We start from the raw sequence: 24,203 nt of genomic DNA, 5'->3' as shown, positions 1-24,203 counted from the left end.
GAGCCGTGCCGCGATTGCGGCAGCCCACCAGCTTAGAACCCGGTGCTCGCCGACTGCAAGCGGGCCTCGCGGTCGAGCAGTGCGCGCTTGACGTCGATGCCCCACGCGAAGCCGCCCAGAGCCCCGCCCGTGCGCAGCACCCGGTGGCAGGGCACGAACAGGGCCGGGGCGTTGCGGGCGCAGATCGAGGCCGCAGCCCGCACGGCACGTGCCGACCCGAGCACGGCAGCGAACTCCGCGTAGGTGAGCGGATGCCCGGGCTCGATGCCGCGCAGCGCCTTCCACCCGGCGTGCTGCAGCGCGGTGCCGTGCTGACGCACCGCGACGGCATCGATCGCGGTGAGGTCGCCTCCGTAGTAGGCCGTGACGGCCTCGCCCGCCGCCGTCGCACCGGAGCGCAACGACGAGGGACGGTCTGCCGGCCGCAGGCGGTCGAGAATGTGCTCGGGCTCCGCCGTCCACCCCGACGTCAGGACCCGGCCCTCGTCGTCGGCGATGAGGGTGAAGGGCCCGTCGGGGGTGTCGAGGGTCTCGATCGTCGTCATGCGGGGCGTCCTTGTGTGAGGTGTGCGGGATCAGGTGTGCGCGGCGCCGTCTCGGCAGTCGCCGGGGGTTCGTCGCGCCGCGAGGGTCTTTCAGATCGCACCGGTCGCGGGGGCACGGCTCTCCACAGGTGGGCCGTCAGATAGCTGCGCCAGGGGGCGGCGCGGGCGACCCACGCCGTGAGCGCGGAGGCCGAGGGCAGGCCGACCGCCGCGGCGCCCGCGCGCACGGCGACGTCGTCGGGCAGGAACACGTCGGGGTCGCCGATGACCCGCATGCGCACGTAGTCGGCCGTCCACGGCCCGATCCCGGGCATGGCCAGCAGCGCGGCGCGCTGATCGGCGGCGTCGTCACCCGCTGTGAGCACGAGCGAGCCGTCGGCCAAGCCGGCGGCGGCTCCCGTGACGGCGCGGATGCGTGCGGCGGGTCCGCGCAGCACCTCGTGGCCGCGCTCGGCGATCGCCGCCATCGTGGGGAAGAGACGCGTCGCCGATCCGACCCCGTCGACCGGGTCGCCGAGCTCGGCGGTCAGGCGCGACAGCACCGTGCGCGCAGCGACGACCGTGATCTGCTGCCCGATCATGGCGCGGATGAGCATTTCGTGCGGGTCGGCGGCCCCGGGAACACGGATGCCCGGAAGCGCCGCCACCCGTGGCGCGAGCTCAGGGCGCCGCGCGAGGTCCGCGTCGACGGCGACGGGGTCGGCGTCGAGATCGAACAATCGGCGCGCGCGGGCCACGAGCGACGGGAGGTCGGACAGCTCGGTCAGCTGCGCGCGCAGCCGGATGCGGCCCGCCCCGTCGAGGCTGAGCTCGAACCACGCGGGCCCACCGGCGAGCCGCACGGCGCGGCCGAACGACGTCGCGGTCGCCGCTTCGACGCCGTCGACGGCGCGGGCGGACATCCACGCGAACAGTCCGTCCGCATCGAATGGCTCGCGATGCGGCAGCACGAGATCGATTCCCGTCGCGGCACCGTCCCTCGGGGTTCGCGCCTGCCGCACGGTGCGTCGAGCGCGCAGTTCGAGCGGCGTCACCCCGAACACTTCGCGGATCGTCTCGTTGAACTGCCGCACGCTGGCGAACCCGGCAGAGAAGGCGACGTCGGCGGCGGCGAGGTCGGTGCCGACCAGCAGCATCCGGGCCGTCTGCGCGCGGTGCGCACGGCTGAGGGCGAGCGGTCCGGCACCGAGCTCGGCCGTGAGCAGCCGGGTCAGATGGCGCGGCGAGTAGCCCAGGCGGCGTGCCAGGCCGGGCACACCTTCACGTTCGACCACTCCATCGGCGATGAGCCGCATCGCACGGCCGGCCGTATCGCTGCGCAGGTCCCATTGCGGCGACCCGGGCGCCGCCTCGGGCAGACACCTCTTGCACGCACGGTACCCGGCCTCGTGCGCCGCGGCCGAGGTCGCGTAGAACGTGACGTTCTCGGGCTTGGGCGTGCGCGCGGGACAGCTCGGCCGACAGTAGATCCCGGTCGATCGCACGGCCGTGACGAACTGCCCGTCGAATCGCGCGTCGCGCGAATCGATCGCGCGGTAGCGCTCGTCGAACGTCATGACCGGGATGCTCACTTCCCCAGCCTGACACGCTCAGGGCCCACGGGCTCGCGGAAAACGGACACGAGGGTCCGTCACCGGTCAGTGGAAGAAGTGACGCTCTCCCGTGAAGAACATCGTGACACCGGCTGCCCGCGCCGCTTCGATGACCTCTTCGTCGCGCACCGATCCGCCCGGCTGGACGATCGTGCTGACGCCCGCGTCGATGAGCACCTGCGGCCCGTCGGCGAAAGGGAAGAAGGCGTCGGATGCCGCAACCGAGCCGGCGGCGCGGTCCCCCGCGCGCTCGACCGCGAGGCGGCACGAGTCGACGCGGTTGACCTGACCCATTCCGATGCCGACGGTCGCGGAGTTCTTCGCGAGCACGATGCCGTTGGATTTGACGGCGCGGCACGCCTTCCACGCGAAGATGAGGTTCGTCATGTCCTCGTCGGCGGGCCGTTCACCCGAGACGAGTTCCCAGTCCTTGGCGACCGAGTCGATGTCGTCGGGGAACCGGTCTGCATCCTGCAGCAGCAGTCCGCCCGAGACGAGCCGCACGTCCATGCGCTCCTGCTGCCAGTCGGCGGGCAGCTGCAGCACGCGCAGGTTCTTCTTGAGCCGGAAGACCTCGAGCGCCTCGGGCTCGAAGGCGGGCGCGACGATGACCTCGGTGAAGATGTCGCGCACGTTCTCGGCCATCTTGAGCGTGATCGTGCGGTTCGCCGCGATGACACCGCCGAACGCCGATACGGGATCGCACTCGTGCGCACGCAGGTGAGCGCTGGCGATGGGGTCGAGCGCCTGCGGCGCCGTGGTCGCGATGCCGCACGGGTTGGCGTGCTTGATGATCGCCACGGCGGGCTTGAGCATGTCGAACGCGGCGCGGAGCGCGGCATCCGCGTCGACGTAGTTGTTGTAGGACATCTCTTTGCCCTGCAGCTGCGTCGCCTGCGCGATGCCGTGGCCGCCGACGCGCGTGTAGATCGCGGCGCGCTGGTGCGAGTTCTCGCCGTACCGCAGCGTCGCGAGGCGCTCGGCCTTGATCGTGAGGTGCTGCGGCAGCGTCTGCTCGTCGGCGAGCGTCTGCTCGGCGAACCACTGCGCGACGGCGCGGTCGTATGCCGCGGTGTGGGCGAAGGCGCGCGCAGCGAGGTCGCGGCGCTGTGCCAGGTTCGTCCCCGATGCGCCGAGGGCCTCGATGACGGCCGGGTAGGACTCGGGTGAGACGACGATCGCGACGTTGGCGAAGTTCTTGGCGGATGCCCGCACCATGGCGGGGCCGCCGATGTCGATCTGCTCGACGACGTCGACGGCAGAGGCCCCCGAGGCGACGGTCTCGACGAACGGGTACAGGTTGACCACGACGAGCTCGAAGGGGGCGATGTCGAGTTCGTCGAGCTGGCGCTCGTGGTCCTCGAGCCGCATGTCGGCAAGGAGCCCTGCGTGGACGCTGGGGTGCAGGGTCTTCACGCGCCCGTCCAGCGACTCGGGGAACCCTGTGACGGCCGACACATCGGTCACGTCGTAGCCGGCGTCGCGGATGAGTGACGCGGAGCCGCCCGTCGACACCATCTCGACGCCGGCCGCCGCGAGTGCTTCGGCGAGTTCGAGAAGACCTGTCTTGTCGCTGACAGAGATCAGCGCGCGACGGATCGGCACGACATCGCGTTCGCGATAGAGGGCGGGATCGTGGCTCGGGCCGGCCATGGGGACTCCTCGGTAGGTCGTCAGGGGGTGGATTCGGCGGTGCGCCGCAGGGCGGCGAGGTCGAGGTCGCCCGTGGCGATGCGACGCACGACGTCGATGAGCAGCCGCCGTTCGACGGGCTTGATGCGTTCGTGCAAAGAATGCTCGTCGTCGCCGACGTGCACCGGGATGCGCTCCTGCGCGAGGACCGGGCCGGTGTCGATGCCGCTGTCGACGACGATGACGCTCGCGCCGGTCTGCGTGACTCCGGCGGCGAGGGCGTCACGCACGCCGTGCGCGCCGGGGAACTCGGGCAGGTATGCGGGGTGGGTGTTCAGGATGCGCGGCTCCCACTGCTCGACGAGTGAGGCCGGGAGCAGCCGCATGAGGCCGCTCAACACGACCACGTCGGGGTTCCACACGGCGAGCTGCTCGCCGAGCGCGGCGCCCCACTCCTCGCGCGAGTCGTAGCTCTGCCACGGCACGAGGAACGTCGGGATCCCGTATTCCTCGGCGTGCGCGAACCCGGGCGCTTCTCGATCGGCACCGACGGCGACGATCGTCGCGGGGAACCCGGGATCGGCGGCGGCGTCGAGCAGGGCGCGCAGGTTCGACCCCGTGCCCGAGATGAGAACGGCGACCGTGAGCACGCCGTCAGTCTAGCGGCGGGCGTGGGGGGAGCCGGTCCAGCGGTTCGGTCACGGACTCGTCTGCGTCCCCGACCCCGGAGTCCGCCCCGGTCTCCGGGCCCGTCGCAGGGTCGTCCGTCGCGGGGGCGACCGTCACGGGTTCGTCTTCGAACCAGGTCGCGGAGTCCGCCCAGATCGCGGCGTTCGCCGAACGAGCGACGGTCGACGACTCGATGACCGAAGGCTCCCGCACGTCGCGCCCCGGGCCGCGGCCCCGCGGCGCCAGAAGGAGGATGCCCGCCCCCAGCGCCGTCTCGAGCCCAACCGCGAGCGCGAGCGGGCCGGGCTCGGGGCCGGAGTGCGCGAGGGCTCCGGGCCCCATCGACCCCGATGCGAGGAGCGCGAGCAGAGCGGCGACGCCGGCGGCACCGACGGCGATGCCCGCCGCGGCGGCGAGCCGTGCCCCGAACGGGTCGTGCCCGTCATCGAGCCGGGGACCGCGGGTTTCGGCGAGCCGGGAGCGGGCGATCCAGCCCGCGAACGCGCCGAGCGCGACGGGCAGCAGCGCGAGCAGCAGCAGCCACGTCGTCGTGGATTCGGGTATCGCGCCGAGCACGGGGATGCCCGGCAGGATGCCGGTCTGGGTGCCGGCCGGTCCGATGACCGTGTCCGTTCCGATGGCGAATCCGGGCCCGGCGAGGAAGGACATCGCCCACACGATGAGCGTCGGCAGGTAGGCGAGCTGCGCGAGCATCATGACGCTCGCCCCGAAGGCGTCGACGTGCGACGCTTCGAAGAGCGCGATGATCTCGCCTCCGCCCAGGGCGACGGCGGCGGCTGTCGCGAGCGCGCCGAGTCCGAGCAGTCCCGTGCCGACGACCGCCGTCCCGCGTGCGATCACGCCGGGCACCTCGCCCCACCCGTCGGGGAGCGCTTCGACACGGTCGCGCACCCTCGCGATGACGCCGTCACCGGCTTCACTCCACTCCGTCGCGAGAGCGCCGACGAAGGCGGGCACGACGTACACGAGCGCGGGGAAGAGCACGGCCTGCCACAGCTGAACCTCGGCGAGCGCGCCGTGGCTCGTGCGTGCGATGAGCACGGTCGCCCCGGTGAACACGACGGCGCCCGTCAGGAGCCCCGTGACCCACGCTCCCGACTGCGATGCCCGCCGCCCCGAGCGGGCGGCGAAGACGGCGGTGAAGGCGGCGAAAGCCAGCGGTGCGAGCGAGATCGTGAAGGCGGCGGCCGCGGGATCGATGCCTGTCTCAGCGAGGTAGTCGGGGGCGAGCACCACCTCGACGGGCACGAGATGACCGAGCTGCCAGATCGTCGCGCTCGCGGGCCAGAGCGCACCCCAATCGGCCCCCGTCCCGACCCCGACAGCCCAGAGGAGCGTCAGCGATGCGAGGACGACGGCGAGCCCGACGGCGACCGCGATGAGAGCGTCGACCGCGGCAAGGATGGCGACGATGAGGCGATGCATGCGCTGTCGACCCTACCCACGGCGCCCCTGTGAGTTCGGTCGGCGCGCCCGCCGTGGCATCCGGATATGCGGTTGCCGTCTGGGTGCCGCTATCTTGTCCGAGGAGGTCCCCGACATGACATCAGCCCCCTCGTCCGCGCCCGAGATCACAGATCCGGCACCGAAGAACGGCTTCGACCGCTTCTTCGAGATCACCAAGCGTCGTTCCACGCTCGGAGCAGAGGTCCGCGGAGGTGTCGTGACCTTCGTCGCGATGGCCTACATCGTGATCCTCAACCCGATCATCCTGTCCGGCGCTCCGGACGTCGTGGGGAACGAGCTCGGGTTCACGCAGGTCGCGGCGACCACGGCGCTGACGGCCGGTGTCATGACGATCCTGTTCGGCCTCGTCACGAGACTGCCCTTCGCCTTCGCGGCCGGCCTCGGCATCAACTCGTTCCTCGCTGTGTCCGTCGTCGGTCAGGTCACGTGGCCCGAAGCGATGGCCCTCGTCGTCATCAACGGCCTCATCATCGTGCTGCTGGCGGCGACCGGCCTGCGCCGCATGATCTTCGACGCCGTCCCGATCCAGCTGAAGCTCGCGATCACGGTCGGCATCGGCCTGTTCATCGCCTTCATCGGCTTCGTCAACGCCGGGTTCGTCACCTCGACCGGTGCATCATCGCCGCCCGTGGGCCTGGGCGTGGACGGGTCTGTCACGACCGTGCCGACGCTCATCTTCGTCGCGACGCTGTTGCTCACCGGCATCCTCGTCGCCCGCAAGGTCAAGGGCGGCATCCTGATCGGCCTCGTGACGGGCACCGTCGTCGCCGTCATCGTCGAGGCGATCTGGAAGATCGGTCCGATGTTCGCCGGCGACGATTTCAACCCGGGCGGCTGGAGCCTGTCCGTCCCCGAGCTGCCGGCATCCGTCGTGAGCTGGCCCGACCTGTCGCTCCTCGGTCAGGTGACCCCCGATTCGTTCATCGGCTCGTTCGAGCGGATCGGCGCGCTCGCCGCCCTCATGCTCGTGTTCACCCTCGTCTTCACGAACTTCTTCGACGCCATGGGCACGATGACGGGCCTGTCGAAAGAGGCCAACCTCGCCGACCACAAGGGCGACTTCCCGCGCATCAAGTCGGCGCTCATCGTCGAGGGCGTCGGCGCCGTCGCGGGTGGTCTCACGTCGAGCTCGTCGAGCACCGTCTTCATCGAGTCCGGCGCAGGCATCGGCGAGGGCGCCCGCACGGGCTTCGCGAACGTCGTGACGGGTGCGCTGTTCCTCATCGCGATGTTCTTCACGCCGCTCGTGTCGATCGTGCCGACCGAGGTCGCCTCGGCTGCGCTGGTCATCGTCGGCGCGCTGATGATGTCGCAGATCAAGTACATCGACTTCTCGGAGTTCTCGGTACTGCTGCCGGTCTTCCTCGCCGTCACCGTCATGCCGCTCACCTACTCGATCGCCAACGGCATCGGCGCGGGCTTCGTCGGCTGGGTGATCGTGCGCTCGCTCTCGGGCAAGGCCCGGCAGATCAGCCCGCTGCTGTGGATCGTCGCAGCCGGGTTCCTGGTGTACTTCGCACGCGGTCCCGTCGAGGCGATCCTCGGCGGCTGATCGATCCGAGAAGGCGGGGTGCCTCCGTGGCACCCCGCCTTCTGCGTGTCCGGATCAGTCCTCGATCGGCTCGAGGATGAAGAGGGCGATCAGGCGGTCGGTCTTCTCCTGGTACGCGGCGTAGTCGGGGAACACCGCGACCGCGCGCTCCCACCATGCAGCGCGTTCGTCGCCGGTCAGCTCCCGGGCGCGGTAGTCGCGCGTGACGGCGCCGTCCTGCAGTTCGACGCGGTCGTGTGCGCGCATGTTGCCTGCCCACGCGGGCTCTTTCGGCGCGCCGCCCATCGAGGCGACGGCGAGGTAGCGCCCCTCGTGCTCGACGCGCATGAGCGCGGTCTTTCGCAGGGCGCCCGTCTTGCGACCGAGGGTCGTCAACACGATGATCGGCATGCCGCGCAGCTCGTTCGCCTCGGCACCCCCGCTCGCCTCGTACGTCTCAGCCTGGGTGCGAGCCCATTCCGAGGTGGACGGCTTGTATTCTCCGGTCAGTGGCATGACCTCAGGGTAACGGCGTTCCCCCCGCAGGCGATCAGGCCCGGCGGCGGCGCAGGAGCAGGGCCGCGCCGCCGGCGAACAGCAGCAGGCTCACGAGCAGCCATCCGGTGAGGTCGCTGCCGCCCGTCTGGGGCAGACGGTCTGCCGCCGCGCCTCCGGCCGGCTGGCCGTCGGCGCCGTCGTCCGGGGTGATCGGATCGACGGGATCGACGGGATCGACGGGATCGACGGGGTCCGCCTCGCGGACGAGGTTGATGTACACGTTGCGCGCCGCCGCGTGATCATAGAGCGGGTCGTCGCTCGAGAAGACGTGGCTCACGGTCTCGACCACCATGCCGGGACCCGGCTCGGGCGAGGGGAACGCCCGCACCGGGAAGGGGTGCGGGTCGACGGTCGGCACGAGCCGCACGATGACGGTCTTGGGCCCGGTCTCGCCCGCCTCGAAGATCAGGATGACCTGGTCGTGGAACGTCAGCCCGCCGTCGATCGAGATCTGTGCGTACGGTGTCCCGCCCGCGTACGCCGCCGAGATCGTGATGTAGACCCGCGCGGTCGGCGCAGTGCCGAGCGCGATCGTGTAGCTGTCGGTCTCTTTGACACCGGTCTTCAGCGTCGTCGACCCGTCGGACTCCACGACGATGACCTCGCCCGTCCCACCGTCACGCGGGGGAACCGGGATCACGAGCGGTGCCGGGAGTGCAGCGTCCTCATCGGGCAGGGCGAAGGGCACCGCCGGCGCCATGGCGCCGACGACGACGGGCGCCTTCACGGAGTACAGATCGCCGCGCAGTCCGCCCCCGGACACCGCCTTGGTGGTCGCGACGATGCCTGAGGCGGGGCCCGCCGTGTACACCGTCACCGTCGACGTCTGCGCGCCGCCGTCGAGAGAGAGCAGGCCGTTCGCGCGGTAGGTCCCGTCGAGCAGCCGCACAGCGAGAAGGTGGAAGGTGTCGGCGCCCGTCGTCGCCTCGACGCGCAGCTCGGCGATGTGACCACGGATGATGAACGTGTCATCGCCGGCGCCGCCGTACAGGACGGCCGGGAAGGTGATCCCGCGGCTGCCGTGACCGAACTCCGTCTCGAACGTCTGCATGCCGTCGCCGGGTTGGACGTCGGGTTCGATACGCGGCGCAGCGAAGAACTGGCCGACAATGAACGTGTCGTTCCCCTCGCCGCCGTAGACCGTCGTGACGGCGCTGTTGTCGTCGAATACGAAGACGTCGTCGCCCGCGAGACCGTTCACGGTGACCCGCTGGTTGATGCCTCCGTCGTACGAGATGCGTTCCACCGTGCCGGCATCGGCGTTGACGTGGGCGACGAACGCGGGGCGCTTGCTGTCGGGGTGCTCTGCGATCGCGGCGAGTCCGCGGAAGAGGAAGAGGTCGGGCGCATCCGTGCCGTCGATGGTGAGCGTGTTGAACCCACCCCGCACACCCCCGCCGCGCACGATGATGCGGTAGTCGTGGCCGAGGTCGTCGTCGCCGCCCCACGTCTGGATGTGGAAGTGGTTGTCTCCGGACAGACCGAACAGCACGAGCGCGTCGCGCACTTCGGTGCCGGCGAAGTCATCGCCGGGGGCCGCGATGTGGGTGCCGGTCATCGTCTCGAGCCGCAGGACGAAGAACGCGTCGTCGCCGTCCTCACTCGACGGTGTGCTCCCGGCACCGCCGTAGACGATCGTGTGCCCGCCCAGCACGGTCGAGTCGAAGAGGAAGACATCGTCGCCGCGACCCCCGAAGATCTGTGTCGCGTGTCCCGTGACCTCGCCGGCGAAGGAGAGCAGCGATCCACCCTGGCTCGCGAGCGTCTTGCCGAACGACGCGCGGATCGTCACGGTCTCGCCCTGGATGACCGTGCCCAGGGGCGCGATGACGTCCTGAGCGACGAGCAGCGTGACATGTCCGCCCGCGACGACCCGGCCCTGGGTCACCTCAGTCAGCCCGTCGATCGTGCGTCCCTCGGTGAGGATGAAGAGGCTCTCGTCGGGGCCACCCTCGACGAAGGGCACGGTGAGCCGCACGTCTCCCTGGTCGGCTTCTGCCCGCAGGACGAAGAGAGCCCCCGTCGCCTCCGTCACGAACACACCCGTGACGATCCCCGAGTGCGAGTGCGCGTACAGGCGCCCGCCGACTGCGGTGTCCACGACCAGGTCCAGCGAACGGTCGGGGCTGTCTGCACCGATCGCGCCGCCGACGGCGATGAGGTCGATGTTGCGCCCGACGATGCGCGTCACGGTGCCGGCAGTGTCCGAGAAGATGCCGCCGTCACGGGTGCGCAGCGCCACATCCCCCGCGGACGACGAGACGGTATGCGCGAAGAGGGATCCGCCGACCTGGTCGAGCAGGATGTCGCCCGCGGCGAACGCCCTGACGCGACCGCGCTCGGCCAGCGACGAGTGGATCTCGAGGAAGTCGGGCGTCTCGGCAGCCGGACCGCCGATGCGGCCGGACACCAGTCCGGCGGCCAGCGTGATGTCGCGGCCCGCGACGCGCGGCGTGCCGTCGTCGATCGTGCCGTCGTCGAGGATCGACGCGGTGTTCTCGGCGGTCTGCAGCCAGACGTCCTGCGCCGTCGAGGTGATCGTGCCGGCCCTCAGATCGCCGATCAGCTCGAGGACGGAGATGTCGCCGTTCGTGTGGAGCGTGATCTCGCCGTCGCCGTCGGGTGCCGAGTAGGAGATCTCGGGGAAGCGCATGCTGACGAGCGTCGCGTCGACGTCGGAGAAGACGTCGAACGAGATCGTCGTCGCCGTCGACGGATGCCGCACCACGATGTCGTTCCCCGCACGCAGGTCGCCGAACGTGTACGCGCTGTCGCGCAGCTCGTTCGCTGTGCCCCATGCGACGAGGACGGGGTCGGTGAAGCCCGGCCAGGGGCCCGGGTCGGGGTGGAAGTACGTGTGGTAGAGCCCCGACGGCGGCACGTTCGTCACACTCGGCGGCTGCGTGACGTTGACCTGGACGAGGTAGGACGTCAGCGGCGGCGCATCCGCCCCGAACGCGCTGTCGTGCACCAGGATGTCGATGTTCCTGCCCGCGTGGATGGGGCCGAGCACCGGCCGGAACATCGTGTCGGCGTACGGCGAGCCCACCGGCATCCGGGCACTGTAGGTGACCGTGAGCACGACGTCATCGCGCGCATCGGCGATGAGCTCGACCAGGCGCGTCGGGTCGACGTCGTCGATGAGGTAGTCGCTCTGCACGAGCACGATCGTGATGGGCGCCCGAACGCCGGCGTTGACGGCACCGATCGTGCCGCGCTCGGCGTAGAGCTGGGCGATGTTCGTGCGGATCGATCCGGCAGCCGTTGCGACGATGTCGCCGTTCTCGGCGATGATCCGAGTCGTGCCGATCGGGCTGTCGATGCGACCGTGCAGCTGCAGGTCGGCCCGTCCCGCGTTCCACCAGTTGGCGATGTCGACGAAGGTCGGGATGAAGATGGGGCGCCCGATGTGGAACCGGAACGCTGCGCTGTTCTCTGCGGCGACGTCGACCGTCGCGCCGACGCCGTCGATGTTCGCGACGCTGATGTCGTGGATCCGCATGTCGCGGTCGGAGTGGTTGTGTAGTCGGACGACGTCGAACGTGTTCTGCACCTGCAGGGTTCCCCGGTCACCCGTGAGGATGCCGATCACGGAGCCCGTCGTGCTGTTGATCTCGTAGCGGGCCGTTCCGCCCCCGGTGTTCTCGGTCGGGTCGACGATGATCGTCTGGCCGACGGGGATGACGGCACCCACGTTGTAGACGACGCCGTTCAGATCGCGCACCGTGACGGCGTACTTCTTCACGATTCGCCCCGACGCGTCGATGATGAGCGTCGGATTGGCGGCGTGCAGCACGACGTCCGCGTTCCACTCGATCGTGCGATGGCGGAAGTTGTCGATCCTGTTGCTGGACCCGCCGAAGTCGATGAAGCCCCCGCCCGTCGAGGCCTGCGGCGTTGTGGAGATCAGCTGGTGGAGGGCCTGGACGAGCAGGGCGGAGGTGCGGATACGCACGCCCTCGTCGGCGACGACGCTCGAGCGGGCGTCGTAGAGGACGTAGGCGTCCGCATCGCTGTCTCCGCCGAAGCAGCTGCAGCTGGCCCGCGCGTACGCGCGGACCTCGACGCCGCGGTGCTGCGCCGTGATCGTGACGCTCTGCCGGCCCACGATCTTGGCGGGGGCATTCAGCTGCACGCGCACGAGGGAATGGAGGCTCGCGTCGGAACGCGCGTCGGAGTCTTCGAACGCGCCCGAGCCCTTCGCGCGGTTCTCGACGTTGAGCCTGCTGGAGATCAGCTCGGCCACGAGGCGAAGATTGTCTGCCTCGAGGTACGCGCCGCCGCCCACCGTGAGGGTCGTGCCGTGGTTCTGTGCCTCGAGGTGGCAGCCCGGCGAATCGCATTCCCCCGATGAGGAGCTGCCGGCGAACGACGAGCCGGAAGCGGAAGCGATCAGGTCGGCCTGCATCGCGCTCGTGGACCGTGCGTCGATGTCGTTCCACGCGACGACGTGCCCATCGAGGATGGTCCGGGCCGTGAGGTCGAGACGGCCCTGCGTCTGGGAATCGACGCCGTGTCCGAACCCGCCCGCTGTGGACTGGGCGATCGCCTTGCCGGCGACGACGGTGATGGGTGCGATCCGCACGCTGCCGCCCGTCGAGCGGACGTCGGATCCCGAGCGCAGCCAGACCGTCGTGTTCGCCGTCGCGTCGACGACGGCTCGGGAGGACCCGATGCCGACGAAGCCGAGACCGGCCGACGAGGCGTCGACGAACGCCGACGCGGTCGAGGTGGCCCCGATCGTGATGTCGCCGCCGGCGTGGATGCGGGCGTTCTCGCCGACGGTCAGCTCGAGGTTGGCCGTGTAGCTCGCCGAGGGACGGCTCGCCGTCGACGAGATGAATCCGACCCCGCTGCCGTACACCTTGGCCTCGGAGAAGACTCCGCCCCCGGGAAGCGTCGGCGTCAACGGCTGCGAATGAAGCGTCTGGGTGCCCGTGCCCGTCGAGAGCAGATCGATGATCACAGCGTGCACGGACCCCGCGGCGGTTCCGCCGCCGAGGTCGACGACAGCGGGGACGACGCTGCTCGTGCCGACGCTGCCGTTGGCCGTGATCGTGAGCGCCCCGAGCCCGGCGAGCGGACCGGACAGCAGCGAGAGCCGGAACGATGTGGGGGTGCGGTCGTACACGTAGTAGCGGGCACCGTGCTCCAGACCTTCGATGGGCTGCTGCCCCGGCAGATAGAGGCCATGGCCCACCCCGATGAGCGCGGGGTCGGCGCTGCCGACGAGCGGGCGCGGTGAGACGGGGATGAGCAGGTCGGGATCGCCGGGGTCGGCACACGTCCCTACGGCCTCGCAGTACGAACCGGCGAGCTGGATCTCGTGCGGTCCGACGACGATGACCCAGTAGGGCGTGTTGTTCGACAGGCCCCCGAGGGCGCCGCCGTTCGCGCGGTAGATGACCTGCTGGCCCGTCGTGAACGTGTGGTTGCGCAGCGCGATGCGGTTGTTGTCCTCCGTCTGGTACGGCGTGCCGGGGCCGCCGACCCGCACCGGAGCACCCTTGGCATCGACGACGATGTCGACGCGGTTGCTCGTGAACGTGGCGCGGGCGTCGGGCCCGAGGTACTGCACCGCCTGTCCGTCGACGTAGTCGTTGACTGCCCCGATCCGGTCGGTGTCGATGTCGCCACCGGTGAACTCGACGGGCGCCTGCGGCGTCGCGGCGTCGATGAGCTGGATGCGGAACTCGTCGATGACGTGAACGAGATAGACCCGACCGTTGACGAGTCCGGAGGCGGCGGGCGACGAGAGCGACGAGTAGATGACGCGCTGCCCCTCGACGAACTGGTGCGGGAGCTCGGAGAACCCGCTGTCGGTCGTGCGGCCGAAGGTGATGATGTCGGATGCCGCGTCGATCTGGGCACCCTCGAAGGTCGACCCGAGCTGGATCGTGTCGACCGAGACGACGATGACGTTGTAGCGGCTGCCGTCGGCGAGGCCTCCGATCACGCTGCCCGCCCCGGGCGTGTAGGTGACGCTGCCGCCGGTCTGGAGCCCGTGCGGACCTGTGATCCGGATCGTGTCGTTCGCGGTGTTCACCCCGGTGACGGCGTCGAAGACGAGGCCGGGCGGAACCGCGGGCGTGAGGGAGTTCTGCAGGGCGTTCAGCGTCACGGTGCCCCCCGCGACGAGGTGCGTACTCGGCGTGATCGACAGCCGCACCGTCGGGTTCGTGACCGCGCTCGCCGCGTTCGTCGAGATCGCCAGTCCACCCGCGCCGAGGGTGCGTGCGAACGAGCGCGACACGGGCTGTTCCGCGACGCCGATGACGACGTTTCCGCTGATGGCGATCGGCTGCGCGTTGCCGACGATCGTCTCGACGACGGAGGTGACCTGCGCCACGGCCTTGCCGGTGCCGATCGCGATGGTGCCGCCGGTCTTGTTGACCAGCGACGCTTCGGCCTGATCCTGCGAGTGGGTGTCGACGACGAGGGATGCCGCGCCTGCGCCGTTCGCACCGGCTCCGCCGATCCACGCCTGCATGTGCGCGTGGGCGCGTGCGTCGATCCAGGCGAGAGGTTCGGCGGTCGTCGCCGCGAGGAGGAGACCCACGTTGATGCCACCGGCCTCGGCCGTCGCGGTGTTGACGGCGTGCGAGGTGACCGAGACGGCGGCGGACGGCGCATTGATCGTGGCGCCGGGGCGCACCCGGGCCTGGGTCACGGCACCGTTGGTGATGAGCGCCCTTCCCGACGAGTGTGCGGCACCGATGAGCGAGAACGAGATCGAACCCGAGGTCGTGTGCACCGTGCGCGTGGCGTCGGCGCTCACCGCGATGCCCGTGCCGCCGATCTGGCGTGCCGAGTAGTCGGCCGTGAGCGCGTTCGCGATGCGCGACGTCGGCACCGAGACGGCGCCCACGACGAGGCCACCCGAGGCCAGGTCGGTGGCCGCGGTGGCCGCGTCGACCGTCGTCGCCGCGACCTGCACCGTGCCCGAGGTCGCCAGGGCACCCGTACCGAAGCGCGCGGTGACGGCGGCCTGCTCGTAGATATCGGCAGATACGACGCTGCCGGTCATGGAGCCGAGACCGACCGAGAGCGCCTGGATCGTCGCGGTGACCGTCGTACCGCCGGCGGCCGCGATCCGCACGCCCGTCGACGAGCCGAGCACGCCGTCGAACGCTGCCGTGACGGGGGCCCGGGTGAAGGCGAACGCCGCGAAGATCCCCGCGTCGATCAGGCCGCCGCCGGCGCTGTCGATGTCTGCCCTGGCGTGGGTTCCGGCGCGGTTCTCGGCACGCACCGCGACGATGCCGGTTGCGTACAGGACGACCTGCGCGGCGACGTCCGCGCTCGTCGCGGCCGACTGCTCGATGGTGGCGGTGGCGACCGTGCCGCGCACCCCGACGATCGCGAGCGAGAGCAGCCGTGCTGTCGCGTCGACGCTGTTGCGCGAGGAGGCATCCATCGTGAACGCCCCGGATTGGGCGCTCGGCGCCGTGAACGACGCCGACGTTGCCGCCTCGACCCGTGCGATCGGCAGCAGTCCGCCGATCGTGTAGGCACCGGCGGTCGATTTGCGCATGTCTGCGGAAGCCGAGTGCGCCGACCAGGCCGTGACCGAGACGGCGCCGGAGCCCGCGAGCACCGCAGCGCTGCCCGCATCCACGCGCGCCGTGACGGCCGCCGAGTTCAGGACCACCGCCGTCGCACCGCCGATGCCGCCGTCGATGAAGCCGATCGAGACGTAGTCGACCGCGGTGCGGGCGGTGTTCGTGCCGCGCGCCTGGACGGACAGTCCGTTTCCGACCAGGCCCCCCCGCAGCTCGGCCGTGGTCGCCGCTCCGATGAGGGCCGTGGGGATCGTGACACCGAGGTTGATGAAGCCGATGCTCGCGGCATCCGTCTCGGCGCTCGCGCCGTTGGCCGCGATGGCTGCGACCGTCGTGCCGCCCGCCGACCACACGGGCGAGAGGATCGCCGCGTACGTGCGCGCCGACGCCCGCACTTCGGCGTTCACGACCGACCCCGACGCTTGGAACAGCCCGACGCCGAATGTCCAGCTCTCTGCTGTCGCGTCGGCGCGGGATTCCGCGCGAGCTTCGACCGCCCCGGACCCACCGACGGTGCTCGACAGCTCGGCCGTCGTCGCGCCCTCGAGGAGCGCGCTGGCGACGTAGACACCGAGCGAGACGAGCCCGCCCGACACGCCGCGCACCGTGGCGGTCGCGAGGTTGCCGGATCCGCCCTCTTCGAGGATGCGTGCGCGCACGGCGACGAGGCCCTGACTGAACACGGTGCCCGTGTCGATCGATGCGCGCACCGAGGCGCTCTCGGCGACGACGGCTTGGACGTCGACGCCTTGGCCGCTGCCCCCGATGCCGATGCTCGCGACGAGCGCATCTGCGCGCGCCTGGTTCTGTCCCTGGGCCTCGACGACGAGCGATCCGGATGCCGCGACATCGGACGCGAAGCGCGCCTGCGTCGCGCCGGTGACGCGGGCGACGGGGTTCATGAACAGCGCCGCGATGCCCGCGAGGCTGCCGCCGCCCATGCTGGCGCCGGTGTGGTTGCGGCTCGTTGCGCGCATCGCGATCGCGCCGCCCGCCGTGATCCACGACCCGGGCGCCGCGAGGGCGGTCGTGGCGCGCGAGACCGTCGCGCGGGCGAATGTGACGCCGACGGTCACGGCACCCGTCTGGATGTTGTACGTCTCGGTGTTCACCGTGTTGCGCGCGTCGGCGACGAGTTGAACGCGGCCCGCGACGCGGGCTGTGCCCGCGAACTCGGCGGCTGTCCGCCCCGAGATCTGCGCCGCCGCGCCGACACCGGTGAGGCTGCCCAGGACACCGCCCGAGACCGAGAAGGCGATGACGGGCACCTCGATGACGGATGTCGCCGAGACGGCGACCGCTCCGACGGGGGTGGTTCCGGTACCCAGCGGCGCTGCTCCGATGCGGGCGACCGTGTCGCCGCGCACCTCTCCGAGTGCGACGGCGGCGCCGACCGCACCGAGGGCGAGCGCGACGCCGATGACCGTGGGGGCGACACGACGGTCGGCGTGAGCGGTGACCGAGACGGTGCCCCCCGCCGCCGGGATGGCGGCGCCGTCGTCGATGTGCGCCGTCTGGCGCGCGTCGGTGTCGATGTCGACGATCTGACCCGCGACCGAGACTCCGGCGAGCTGCCCCGAGAAGGCGACGGCCTCGGTGCGCTCCCGGGTCTCGGCCCGCACCGCGGTGCCTCCGCCGGCGGTGACGACGGCACGCGAGGCGATGCCCGCATCGATGACCGAGGTGAGCTTCGCGACGACGAGCGAGAGCCCGACCGCGCCGATGCCACCGGACGCCGACCCCGCGACGGCGAAGAAGCTGTCGCGGGCCACGGCGGATACCGTGACGTCGCCGCCGGCGTTGATCACCGCGCCGGTGCCGATGCGACTCGTCGTGCCGCGCACGGCGGGCACGCTCGAGAAGCGGTTCGTGACGATGCCGACGCCCGGCGTCGCCGCCGCGATGCCAGCCTGCGCCGACGCGAGGCCCTGCTGCTTGCGATCCGCCGTGCTCGTTCCCGACGAGTCCTGCGCGCCGTTGAGAATCGAGCCGTAGCCTTCGGATCCCGTGCCGGAGGCGTACTGATCGGCCTGGCCCTGGGGGGTGCCCTCGGTTGAGGACAGTCCGTCCTGCGCGCCGCCGCCGTCGTCGTACGAGCCCGAGGGCGTGACGCCCGCGCCCCAGACCGAGACCGAGCCCGCGACGCCGACCGCGCCGGCTCCGAAGCTGAGCGCGAATGTCTGGATGCTGCGGATCGACATCGCCTGGATGCGGATGGATCCGCGCGCGTTGATGGTCGTGAAATCACCGATGCCCGCGCCGGCCGAGACGTCGATGGCACCGATGTCGACGCCACCGGCGACGCCGACGAAGCCCGCGCCGAGCCCGCCGCCCAGGGTGAATGTGTCGGTGCGGTCGGCCGCCGTGACCGATACCGACTGCGCCGCCCCGGCACCGGCGCGATCGGCGTTGACCACGCTGCGGGCGTCGATGAGGGCCACCGTGGAGCCCGTGATGAGGGTGACGTTGACGGCGCCTGCGACACCGACGAACCCGCCGCCGGCGGCGATCGCCATGCCGAAGACGTCCTGCTCGCTGGTCGCGACGACGGCGAGGCCGCTCTGCGCGGCCGTGGGGAAGCCGGCGTCGGTCGCGGTCCCGACGGGGATGCCGCTCATCGCCCAGCCGCCGCGCGCGCGGGCCTCGACCGTGTTGAAGGCGCCGATCGACGCACGCGTGTCCTTGGTGAAGACGACAACGGCGACACCCGCGCCACCTCCCACGAAGCCGACCCCGATGCCGCCCGAGGCGACCGTGAGCGATGTCGCGTCGAGTGCGCGGACCAGGACGTTGTTGCCCGCGTCGATCACGACCGACTGGCCGGTGCGGGCGTAAGTGTGACTGTCGACGACGATCGTTGCGACAGCGACGGCGATGCCCGCAACGCCGGCACCGGCCGAAGCGGCGACCGCGACGACCTCCTGCGCGCTCCGCGCCTCGAGCGACACGTCTCCGGCTGCCCGCACGACCGCACCGTCGCCGATCGTGGCATCGACGTCGAGGTTCACGATGTCGACCGCGGCGTTCACCGCGATACCCGCCATGCCCCCGCCGAGGCCCGCCGCGATCATCAACTGACGGAAGTCGCCCGATGCGGCGACGGTCACGGACTGCCACGCCGCCGCGCCCGTGTTGTCGTCGTTGATGCGGGCCTGGCGACCGACGAACGCGTCGGTGTCGGACGTCACGACGTTGACGTTGCCCGCCGCGCCGACTCCCGCGGTCGCGGCGACCGCGGCGCTCGCACCGACGGCGAGCACTTCGTCGCTGTTGTTCGCGATGATGGCGACGCCGAAGACAGCGCCGGGGGCCTGCGTGATGACGCGCTTGCCCGTGATGCGCGCGGGGTCTCCGGGAGGCTGCATCCCCTGCCGCACGAAGCTGTGGGCGCGACCGGTCGCCACACCCGGGTTGAGGTCGATCGTCGAGACCGCTCCCCCGCCGCATCCGTCGCCCGTCGGCCGCGCGTCGCACGCCGTGCCGGCGAGCCGGAAGCTGTCGGGGCCCGTCATGACCACGTAGTACACGCCGCCGTCGACGAGTCCGCCGATCGGGGTGCCGCCATTCGCCGTGTAGACGACGGCATCGCCCGTCTGAAGTGGCGTCCCGCCGCCGCCGCTGGTCGAGTCGGCGTCGCCTTCGGGCATGTCGTACGGCAGGTGCACGATGTTGCTGCCGCCGTCGACGTCTGTCGACGGCGTGAAGTAAGGGGCGAACCGGCCGGGCACGGTCGCTTCGTCGGTCGCGAAGATGCGGTGGGACTGACCCGGGCGCGCCGGCGAGGCGAGCGCGATGGGCGCGCCGCCCGGCGTGAGCGCGAGCCGCAGTCGCGTCGGGAAGGCAGCGTCGACGACGGCGACGTACGTGGCACCGGGGGTCAGACCCGTGATCGGCTGGCCGCCGCCCGCATCGTACGAGACGCGTTCGCCGTCGCGGATGCCGTGCGCGTAGCCGAGGTCGAGCTGGTTGCCGCCGATGATCGCCGCCTGCGGGGCGAAGCGCGTGTCGATGTAGTCGATCCGGAACGGACCCGCCGCGGTCAGGCCTGCGCCGCCGCCGAGTGCCGTGACCCGCGACAGGTCTCCGACGAAGGCGGCCGTGGTCTTGTTCAGGACGGGGACCGCCGCTGTGAGCCCGACCGAGGCCGTACCCGACGCCGCGACAGAGCCCGACACGATGTCCATCGTCAGGATCTCGTTGGCGGCGATGCGTGCGCTGCCCCCCGCGACGACGATCGACCGCGAAGTGCCGCACGCGGCTTCCGTGACGGTCGACGCACCACAGACCTCACCGATGAATGCCCGGGTGATGATCGTGTACACCGAAACGGTCGCGTTGGCGGAGACCGCGGCGGTGCCCCCGACGCTTGCTCCGGCCGCGACGCTCGTGACCTCTTCGTTCGAGGTGGCATCGACCGTGACGTCTCCGTCGACCGTGACGAGCACCTCGGGCGCGATCCACGCCTGCGTCGATTTGCCGACGACCTGGATGTCGGCACCGAGGCCGACCCCGGCCGTTCCGCCGATGGCGAGCTGTCCCGCGATGCCGCGCAGCGTCGTCGCGTCGGTCGCCGCGATCCGTGCGCCCGCCGTACCGCCCCCGACGCCGTCGAGGGTCACTCCACGGTCGAGGTGCGCGTGCGTCGTGTTGCTCTGCACGCCGACCGTCGCCGCGCCGGCCGCGCCGGCCGTGCCGCCGGCGGCACCGCCGACCGCGACGAGCCAGAGGTCCTCACTCTGCGACGCCGTGAGGACGAGACCCGTCGCGCCGCGGGCCCAGAGCAGGGCGTCGGGACCGACATAGGCATCGACGATGCCCGTCCGAACGAACACGACCGAGGACAGGCCGACGCCCGCGGTGCTTGCTGCCCCGACCGCTCCGGCGAACAGGGTCATGTCGACCGGATCGGCCGCCGTGATCGTGACCGCGCCGCGGGCACGGACCGCCGTGGGTGTCTGCGCCGAACTGTCGATGTAGGAGCGCGTTCCGGGGTCGTCGCTGCCTTCGTTGACCACGAGCACGGCGAAGGACCCCGCGACGCCCGCATCGGATGCGGCCGCGCCGCCGGCGACGATCTGCGTGAAGCTCTCCCCCGCCGTCGCGATGAGCCACACCGAGCCGCCGACGTCGGCCTGCACGCCGCGGCCGATGTACGCGCGCACATCCTTGTTGTGCACGCCCACGACGAGCGCGAAGCCGACGCCGGCGCTGCCTGTCGAGAGGCCGAGCGCTCCGGCGACGTCGACGAAGGACGTCTGGTCCGATGCGGTGAACGACAGCGCCTGGGGCGCCGCCAGGGCAACACCCTGGTTGACCGATGCCGCATCGCCGAGCCACGCGCGCGTGGCGCGGTTCACGACGTTGACGACGAGTGAGCCACCGACTCCTGCATCACCGCCGCCGAGCGCTGCTCCGAGGGCGACGCCCGTGAAGGCGGGCAGGTCGAGCTCGGGGATCTCGGGCGCTGCGAGCGGCACAAGCGAGGCCGTGGCCCGGCCGATGACCGCGCCACCCGCATTGATCGTCGTGGGGGCCTCGAACGTCGAGTCGATGTGAGCCAGCGTGCGGGTCGTGACGATCTGGACGACGATGCCCGCACCGACACCGCTGCCGTTGGTCGTGATGGCACCCGACGCGGCGAGACCCTGCAGCCCCATGGGGTTGCTCGCGTCGAGGGAGATGCCGTCGGCGACGGTGAGCGTCGAGCCCGCGCCGATCACGCCTTCGTTCACGAGGTCGATCACCTGCACGGCGACGGATCCGGCGACGGCGGCGTCGCCCCGGCCCGCCGCGGCCGCGATCGCCCACGCCTGGAAGTCGTTGCGCGCATCCGCGGGCGTCCGGCCGGTGACGGCGACCGAGCCGGCTGTGATCGACGCACCGGCGCCGATGGATCCGCGGTTGACGACGTCGGCGACGTTGAGCGCGACGGCGACGCCGACGGTGTTGTTGTCGTTCTCGATGCTCGCCGCCGTGCCGAGTGCCTTCGCCGCGGCATCCGTCTCGTTCGTCGCCAGCACGGCGAACACGCCGTCGACGACGACCGTGAGCCCGGGCGCGAGGACGGCCTGACTGCCGACCAGGATCCAATCGACGGCGATCGCGGCTCCGACCCCGACACCGTCGCTCTGCTGACCCGACTGTCCCTGTGCCTGCCCGTTGCCCTGCGCGACCCCGTCGCTCGAGGAAGGCAGCGTGGCGCTGCGACCGCTCGTGGCGGGGGTTCGGTCGACCTGCTCCTGGGCCTGGGCGTCGGCGTTCTCCGCGTCGTCGTCACTCTCGGAGCCGCCGACCGTGCCGCGCGCACTGGCTTTCGCTGACGCACTCGCGTGCAGCTCGGTCGTCGCGATGATCCACAGCGCCCCGGCCGTCACGTTGCGTTCGACGGCGGCGAGCACATCGGCGTCGACGACGTTGACGACGATGATGGCGCCGATCGCGACGCTGCCGCCGGCGGCATCCGCATCACCGGTGAGCGTCACCGATCCGGTGTACGTCGCGCGCACCGTCACGGGCCCGGTCGCGACGAACGCGCGTGGGCCGGGCGTGCCGAGTCGGGCGAGGACGACCGGAAGGACGACGTTGATGCCGACGGCCGGGCTCACCGCGGTGCCGCCCTCAGAACCCGCCGTGACCTCGCCGACGACCGTGTCGGCGTGATCGGCGCGGATCGTGACTGCCGCACCGCCGGTGACATCGGCGCCGTCCATGATCTCGGCGCGCGTCACGTCCTCGGCGATGACGTTGACCGCCAACGATGCGCCGACACCCGTGCCGGAAGCACCGCCGACCGCGTCGGCGGTGGCCTTGGCGGTGTCGGCGCGGCGGGTCTCGGCTGCGATCGTGACGTCGCCCGTTCCGAAATCGACGCGGGCGCTGCCGGGGATCCACGCCTCGGTCGAGTTCGTGACGATGTTGAGCGCGACGGCGCCGGCGACGCCGACGTCCTTGGATCCTGCCCCGGCTTCGGCGACAGCCGAGAAGTCGTGCGTCCTGTCGTCGCCGATCACGGTCATCGTGGCCGCTGCCGCGAAGCCGTTCGCGTCGATGACGGCGTTCTCGCCGACCCATGCGCGATTCTCGAGGAACACGAGCGTGAGGGCGACGGCGACGCCGACGCCGGCGTCCTCTCCGGCCAGAGCGGTTCCGGATGCGGCGGAGATCCCGTCGACCTGCGCGGCCGTGAGCAGCCACACGTGCCCGCCGGCGGTGATCTCGAGCTCGTCGGGCAGCCAGGCCGTGAAACTCACATCGGCGAGGGTGAGGGCCACGGCACCCGCGACCGAGACGCCGCCGTCGCTCGTCGATGCCGAGGGGTTCCCGCTGTTCTGCACCCCCCCGCCGCCGTTGCCGACGCTCGCGGCGTTGGCGTAGTCACGCTGGTCCTGCACCTGCGCGTCGACGTCTCCCGAGGGCGCATCCGGGCTCTCCTCGCCGGGCGCACCGCTCGCGGACGCGTTGGCGGTCGCGCCGTTGCGCGATGACCCCACGGCGGACAGCGTCGTCCATCCGCCCGATTCGATGCTGCGCCGGGTCGTGGCGAATGTCTCGTCGAACGCGAACGTCAGGGCGATCGCGATGCCGACTGCGGCATCGGCGCCCTCGGTCGCGACGGCGCCGGCCGTCGTGTGGACAGAGGTGTGCTGGCTCGCCGAGAGCTGCACGTCACCGGTGGCTCGGATCGGCCCGGAGGCGAGCGAGCCGAGCACCGTGCTCGTGCGGACATTCGAGACCGTGATCGCGATCGCAGGCGTCACGGTGACGTCACCGCCCTTCGCCCCCATCGAAGCCTCGGTGACCGTGACGCTCGTCGATGCGGCGACGAGGACGATGCGCGCGGCACCGGTGAGGGAAACCTCGTCGTCGAGGCGCGCGTGCGTCTGGAGCGTCACGAGGGCGAGCGCGAACGAGGCGCCGACTCCGACATCGCCGGTCGCGACGACACCGTCTTCGGCGGCGAGCGCCTTGATCGTGGTGTCCAGCGCACTGCCGGCGGCGAGCATCGCGTCGCCGCCCGTGAGGACGACGGTGCCCGAGACGCCCGCGAGCGTGTCGATCGTGATGATGCCGAGCGCGACGGATCCGGCGACCGAGACCTTTCCGCCGCCTGCCCCCGAGGACGCCGTCGCACTCATCGTCGACACGATGTCTGTGCCGTCCACGGTCATGGTCGCCGAGACCGTGAGTGTGCGCGCGCGGACGGTGAGGGTCGCGGGGACGACGGAGTGATTGACGACGTCGGCGTAGGTGATCGCGACGCCCGCGCCGATGGCGGCGTCGCCTCCGCGCGAGGCCGTGCCGTCTGCGGCGGATGCCGCATCGGTGTTCTGCGACGAAGACAGCGTCACGGTGCCGCCGGCGGTGATCGCCCCGACCTGAGGGTCGATGATCGACAGGGTGCGCACGGTGGAGATGACGATGCCGATCGCGGCGGCGACGTTGACGGGCCCGCCACTCGTCTCGGCGTTCGGCGTCTGAGCGCCGCCGGAGCCCTCGACGCCGTTGGCGGCGGCGACACCGTCGACATGGTCGCGTTGCCCGCCGACCTGGTCATCGACGCCCGTCCCGGGCGCGCCACCCGGGTTCGCCGGGTCGGCGCCGTCGGCGTTGTTCTCGGGGGCACCGG

Annotated in this window: 8 protein-coding genes (1 of these 8 cut by a window edge); 1 reads left to right on the top strand and 7 read right to left on the bottom strand. The window is 71.3% G+C overall.

All coding sequences use genetic code 11. The annotated features are described in order from the left end of the window. Positions 1 to 32 precede the first annotated feature (32 nt). From AC25YV_RS00850 to AC25YV_RS00830, 5 genes are all read right to left on the bottom strand, one after another. Entirely contained in the window at positions 33 to 545 is a 513-nt protein-coding gene (locus AC25YV_RS00850) for a methylated-DNA--[protein]-cysteine S-methyltransferase (RefSeq protein ID WP_488121931.1), read from the bottom strand. Next, complete coding sequence (locus AC25YV_RS00845; protein WP_488122285.1) at positions 542 to 2,101, bottom strand: DNA-3-methyladenine glycosylase 2 family protein; 1,560 nt, start codon at positions 2,099 to 2,101, stop codon at positions 542 to 544. Before AC25YV_RS00845 ends, AC25YV_RS00850 begins: the two co-directional genes overlap by 4 nt. Before the next feature lie 81 nt (positions 2,102 to 2,182). Continuing rightward, positions 2,183 to 3,790, bottom strand: coding sequence for a bifunctional phosphoribosylaminoimidazolecarboxamide formyltransferase/IMP cyclohydrolase (gene purH / locus AC25YV_RS00840; RefSeq protein ID WP_488121930.1), 1,608 nt, complete (start codon positions 3,788 to 3,790; stop codon positions 2,183 to 2,185). Positions 3,791 to 3,810: 20 nt separating this feature from the next. Continuing rightward, complete coding sequence (gene purN, locus AC25YV_RS00835) at positions 3,811 to 4,419, bottom strand: phosphoribosylglycinamide formyltransferase (RefSeq protein WP_488121929.1); 609 nt, start codon at positions 4,417 to 4,419, stop codon at positions 3,811 to 3,813. Positions 4,420 to 4,423: 4 nt separating this feature from the next. Then, on the bottom strand, positions 4,424 to 5,884 hold the full coding sequence (locus AC25YV_RS00830; RefSeq protein ID WP_488121928.1) for a cell division protein PerM: 1,461 nt from the start codon (positions 5,882 to 5,884) through the stop codon (positions 4,424 to 4,426). A 115-nt stretch (positions 5,885 to 5,999) separates the two neighbouring features. Between AC25YV_RS00830 and AC25YV_RS00825 the strand changes: the two genes are divergently transcribed. Continuing rightward, positions 6,000 to 7,478, top strand: coding sequence for an NCS2 family permease (locus AC25YV_RS00825; RefSeq protein ID WP_488121927.1), 1,479 nt, complete (start codon positions 6,000 to 6,002; stop codon positions 7,476 to 7,478). Positions 7,479 to 7,532: 54 nt separating this feature from the next. Here AC25YV_RS00825 and AC25YV_RS00820 read toward each other — a convergent pair whose 3' ends face one another. After that, positions 7,533 to 7,973: a nitroreductase family deazaflavin-dependent oxidoreductase gene (locus AC25YV_RS00820; protein WP_488121926.1), complete on the bottom strand. Its 441-nt coding sequence runs from the start codon at positions 7,971 to 7,973 to the stop codon at positions 7,533 to 7,535. A 34-nt stretch (positions 7,974 to 8,007) separates the two neighbouring features. Next, on the bottom strand, positions 8,008 to 24,203 hold the 3' portion of the coding sequence (locus tag AC25YV_RS00815; protein ID WP_488121925.1) for an LPXTG cell wall anchor domain-containing protein. Its footprint extends 13,657 nt past the window's final position; 16,196 of the gene's 29,853 nt are visible here — the last part of the coding sequence; the start codon falls outside the window, past its right edge — the gene reads right to left on this strand; its stop codon occupies positions 8,008 to 8,010.

Source organism: Microbacterium sp. Y832, from assembly GCF_057669765.1.
This window is presented reverse-complemented; position numbering and strand designations above follow the sequence as displayed.

Excerpts from the sequence above, each read along its gene's own strand:
- purH (WP_488121930.1), bottom strand. The coding sequence starts at position 3,790 with ATGGCCGGCCCGAGCCACGATCCCGCCCTCTATCGCGAACGCGATGTC.
- AC25YV_RS00830 (WP_488121928.1), bottom strand. The coding sequence starts at position 5,884 with ATGCATCGCCTCATCGTCGCCATCCTTGCCGCGGTCGACGCTCTCATC.
- AC25YV_RS00820 (WP_488121926.1), bottom strand. The coding sequence starts at position 7,973 with ATGCCACTGACCGGAGAATACAAGCCGTCCACCTCGGAATGGGCTCGC.
- AC25YV_RS00845 (WP_488122285.1), bottom strand. The coding sequence starts at position 2,101 with ATGACGTTCGACGAGCGCTACCGCGCGATCGATTCGCGCGACGCGCGA.
- AC25YV_RS00825 (WP_488121927.1), top strand. The coding sequence starts at position 6,000 with ATGACATCAGCCCCCTCGTCCGCGCCCGAGATCACAGATCCGGCACCG.
- AC25YV_RS00850 (WP_488121931.1), bottom strand. The coding sequence starts at position 545 with ATGACGACGATCGAGACCCTCGACACCCCCGACGGGCCCTTCACCCTC.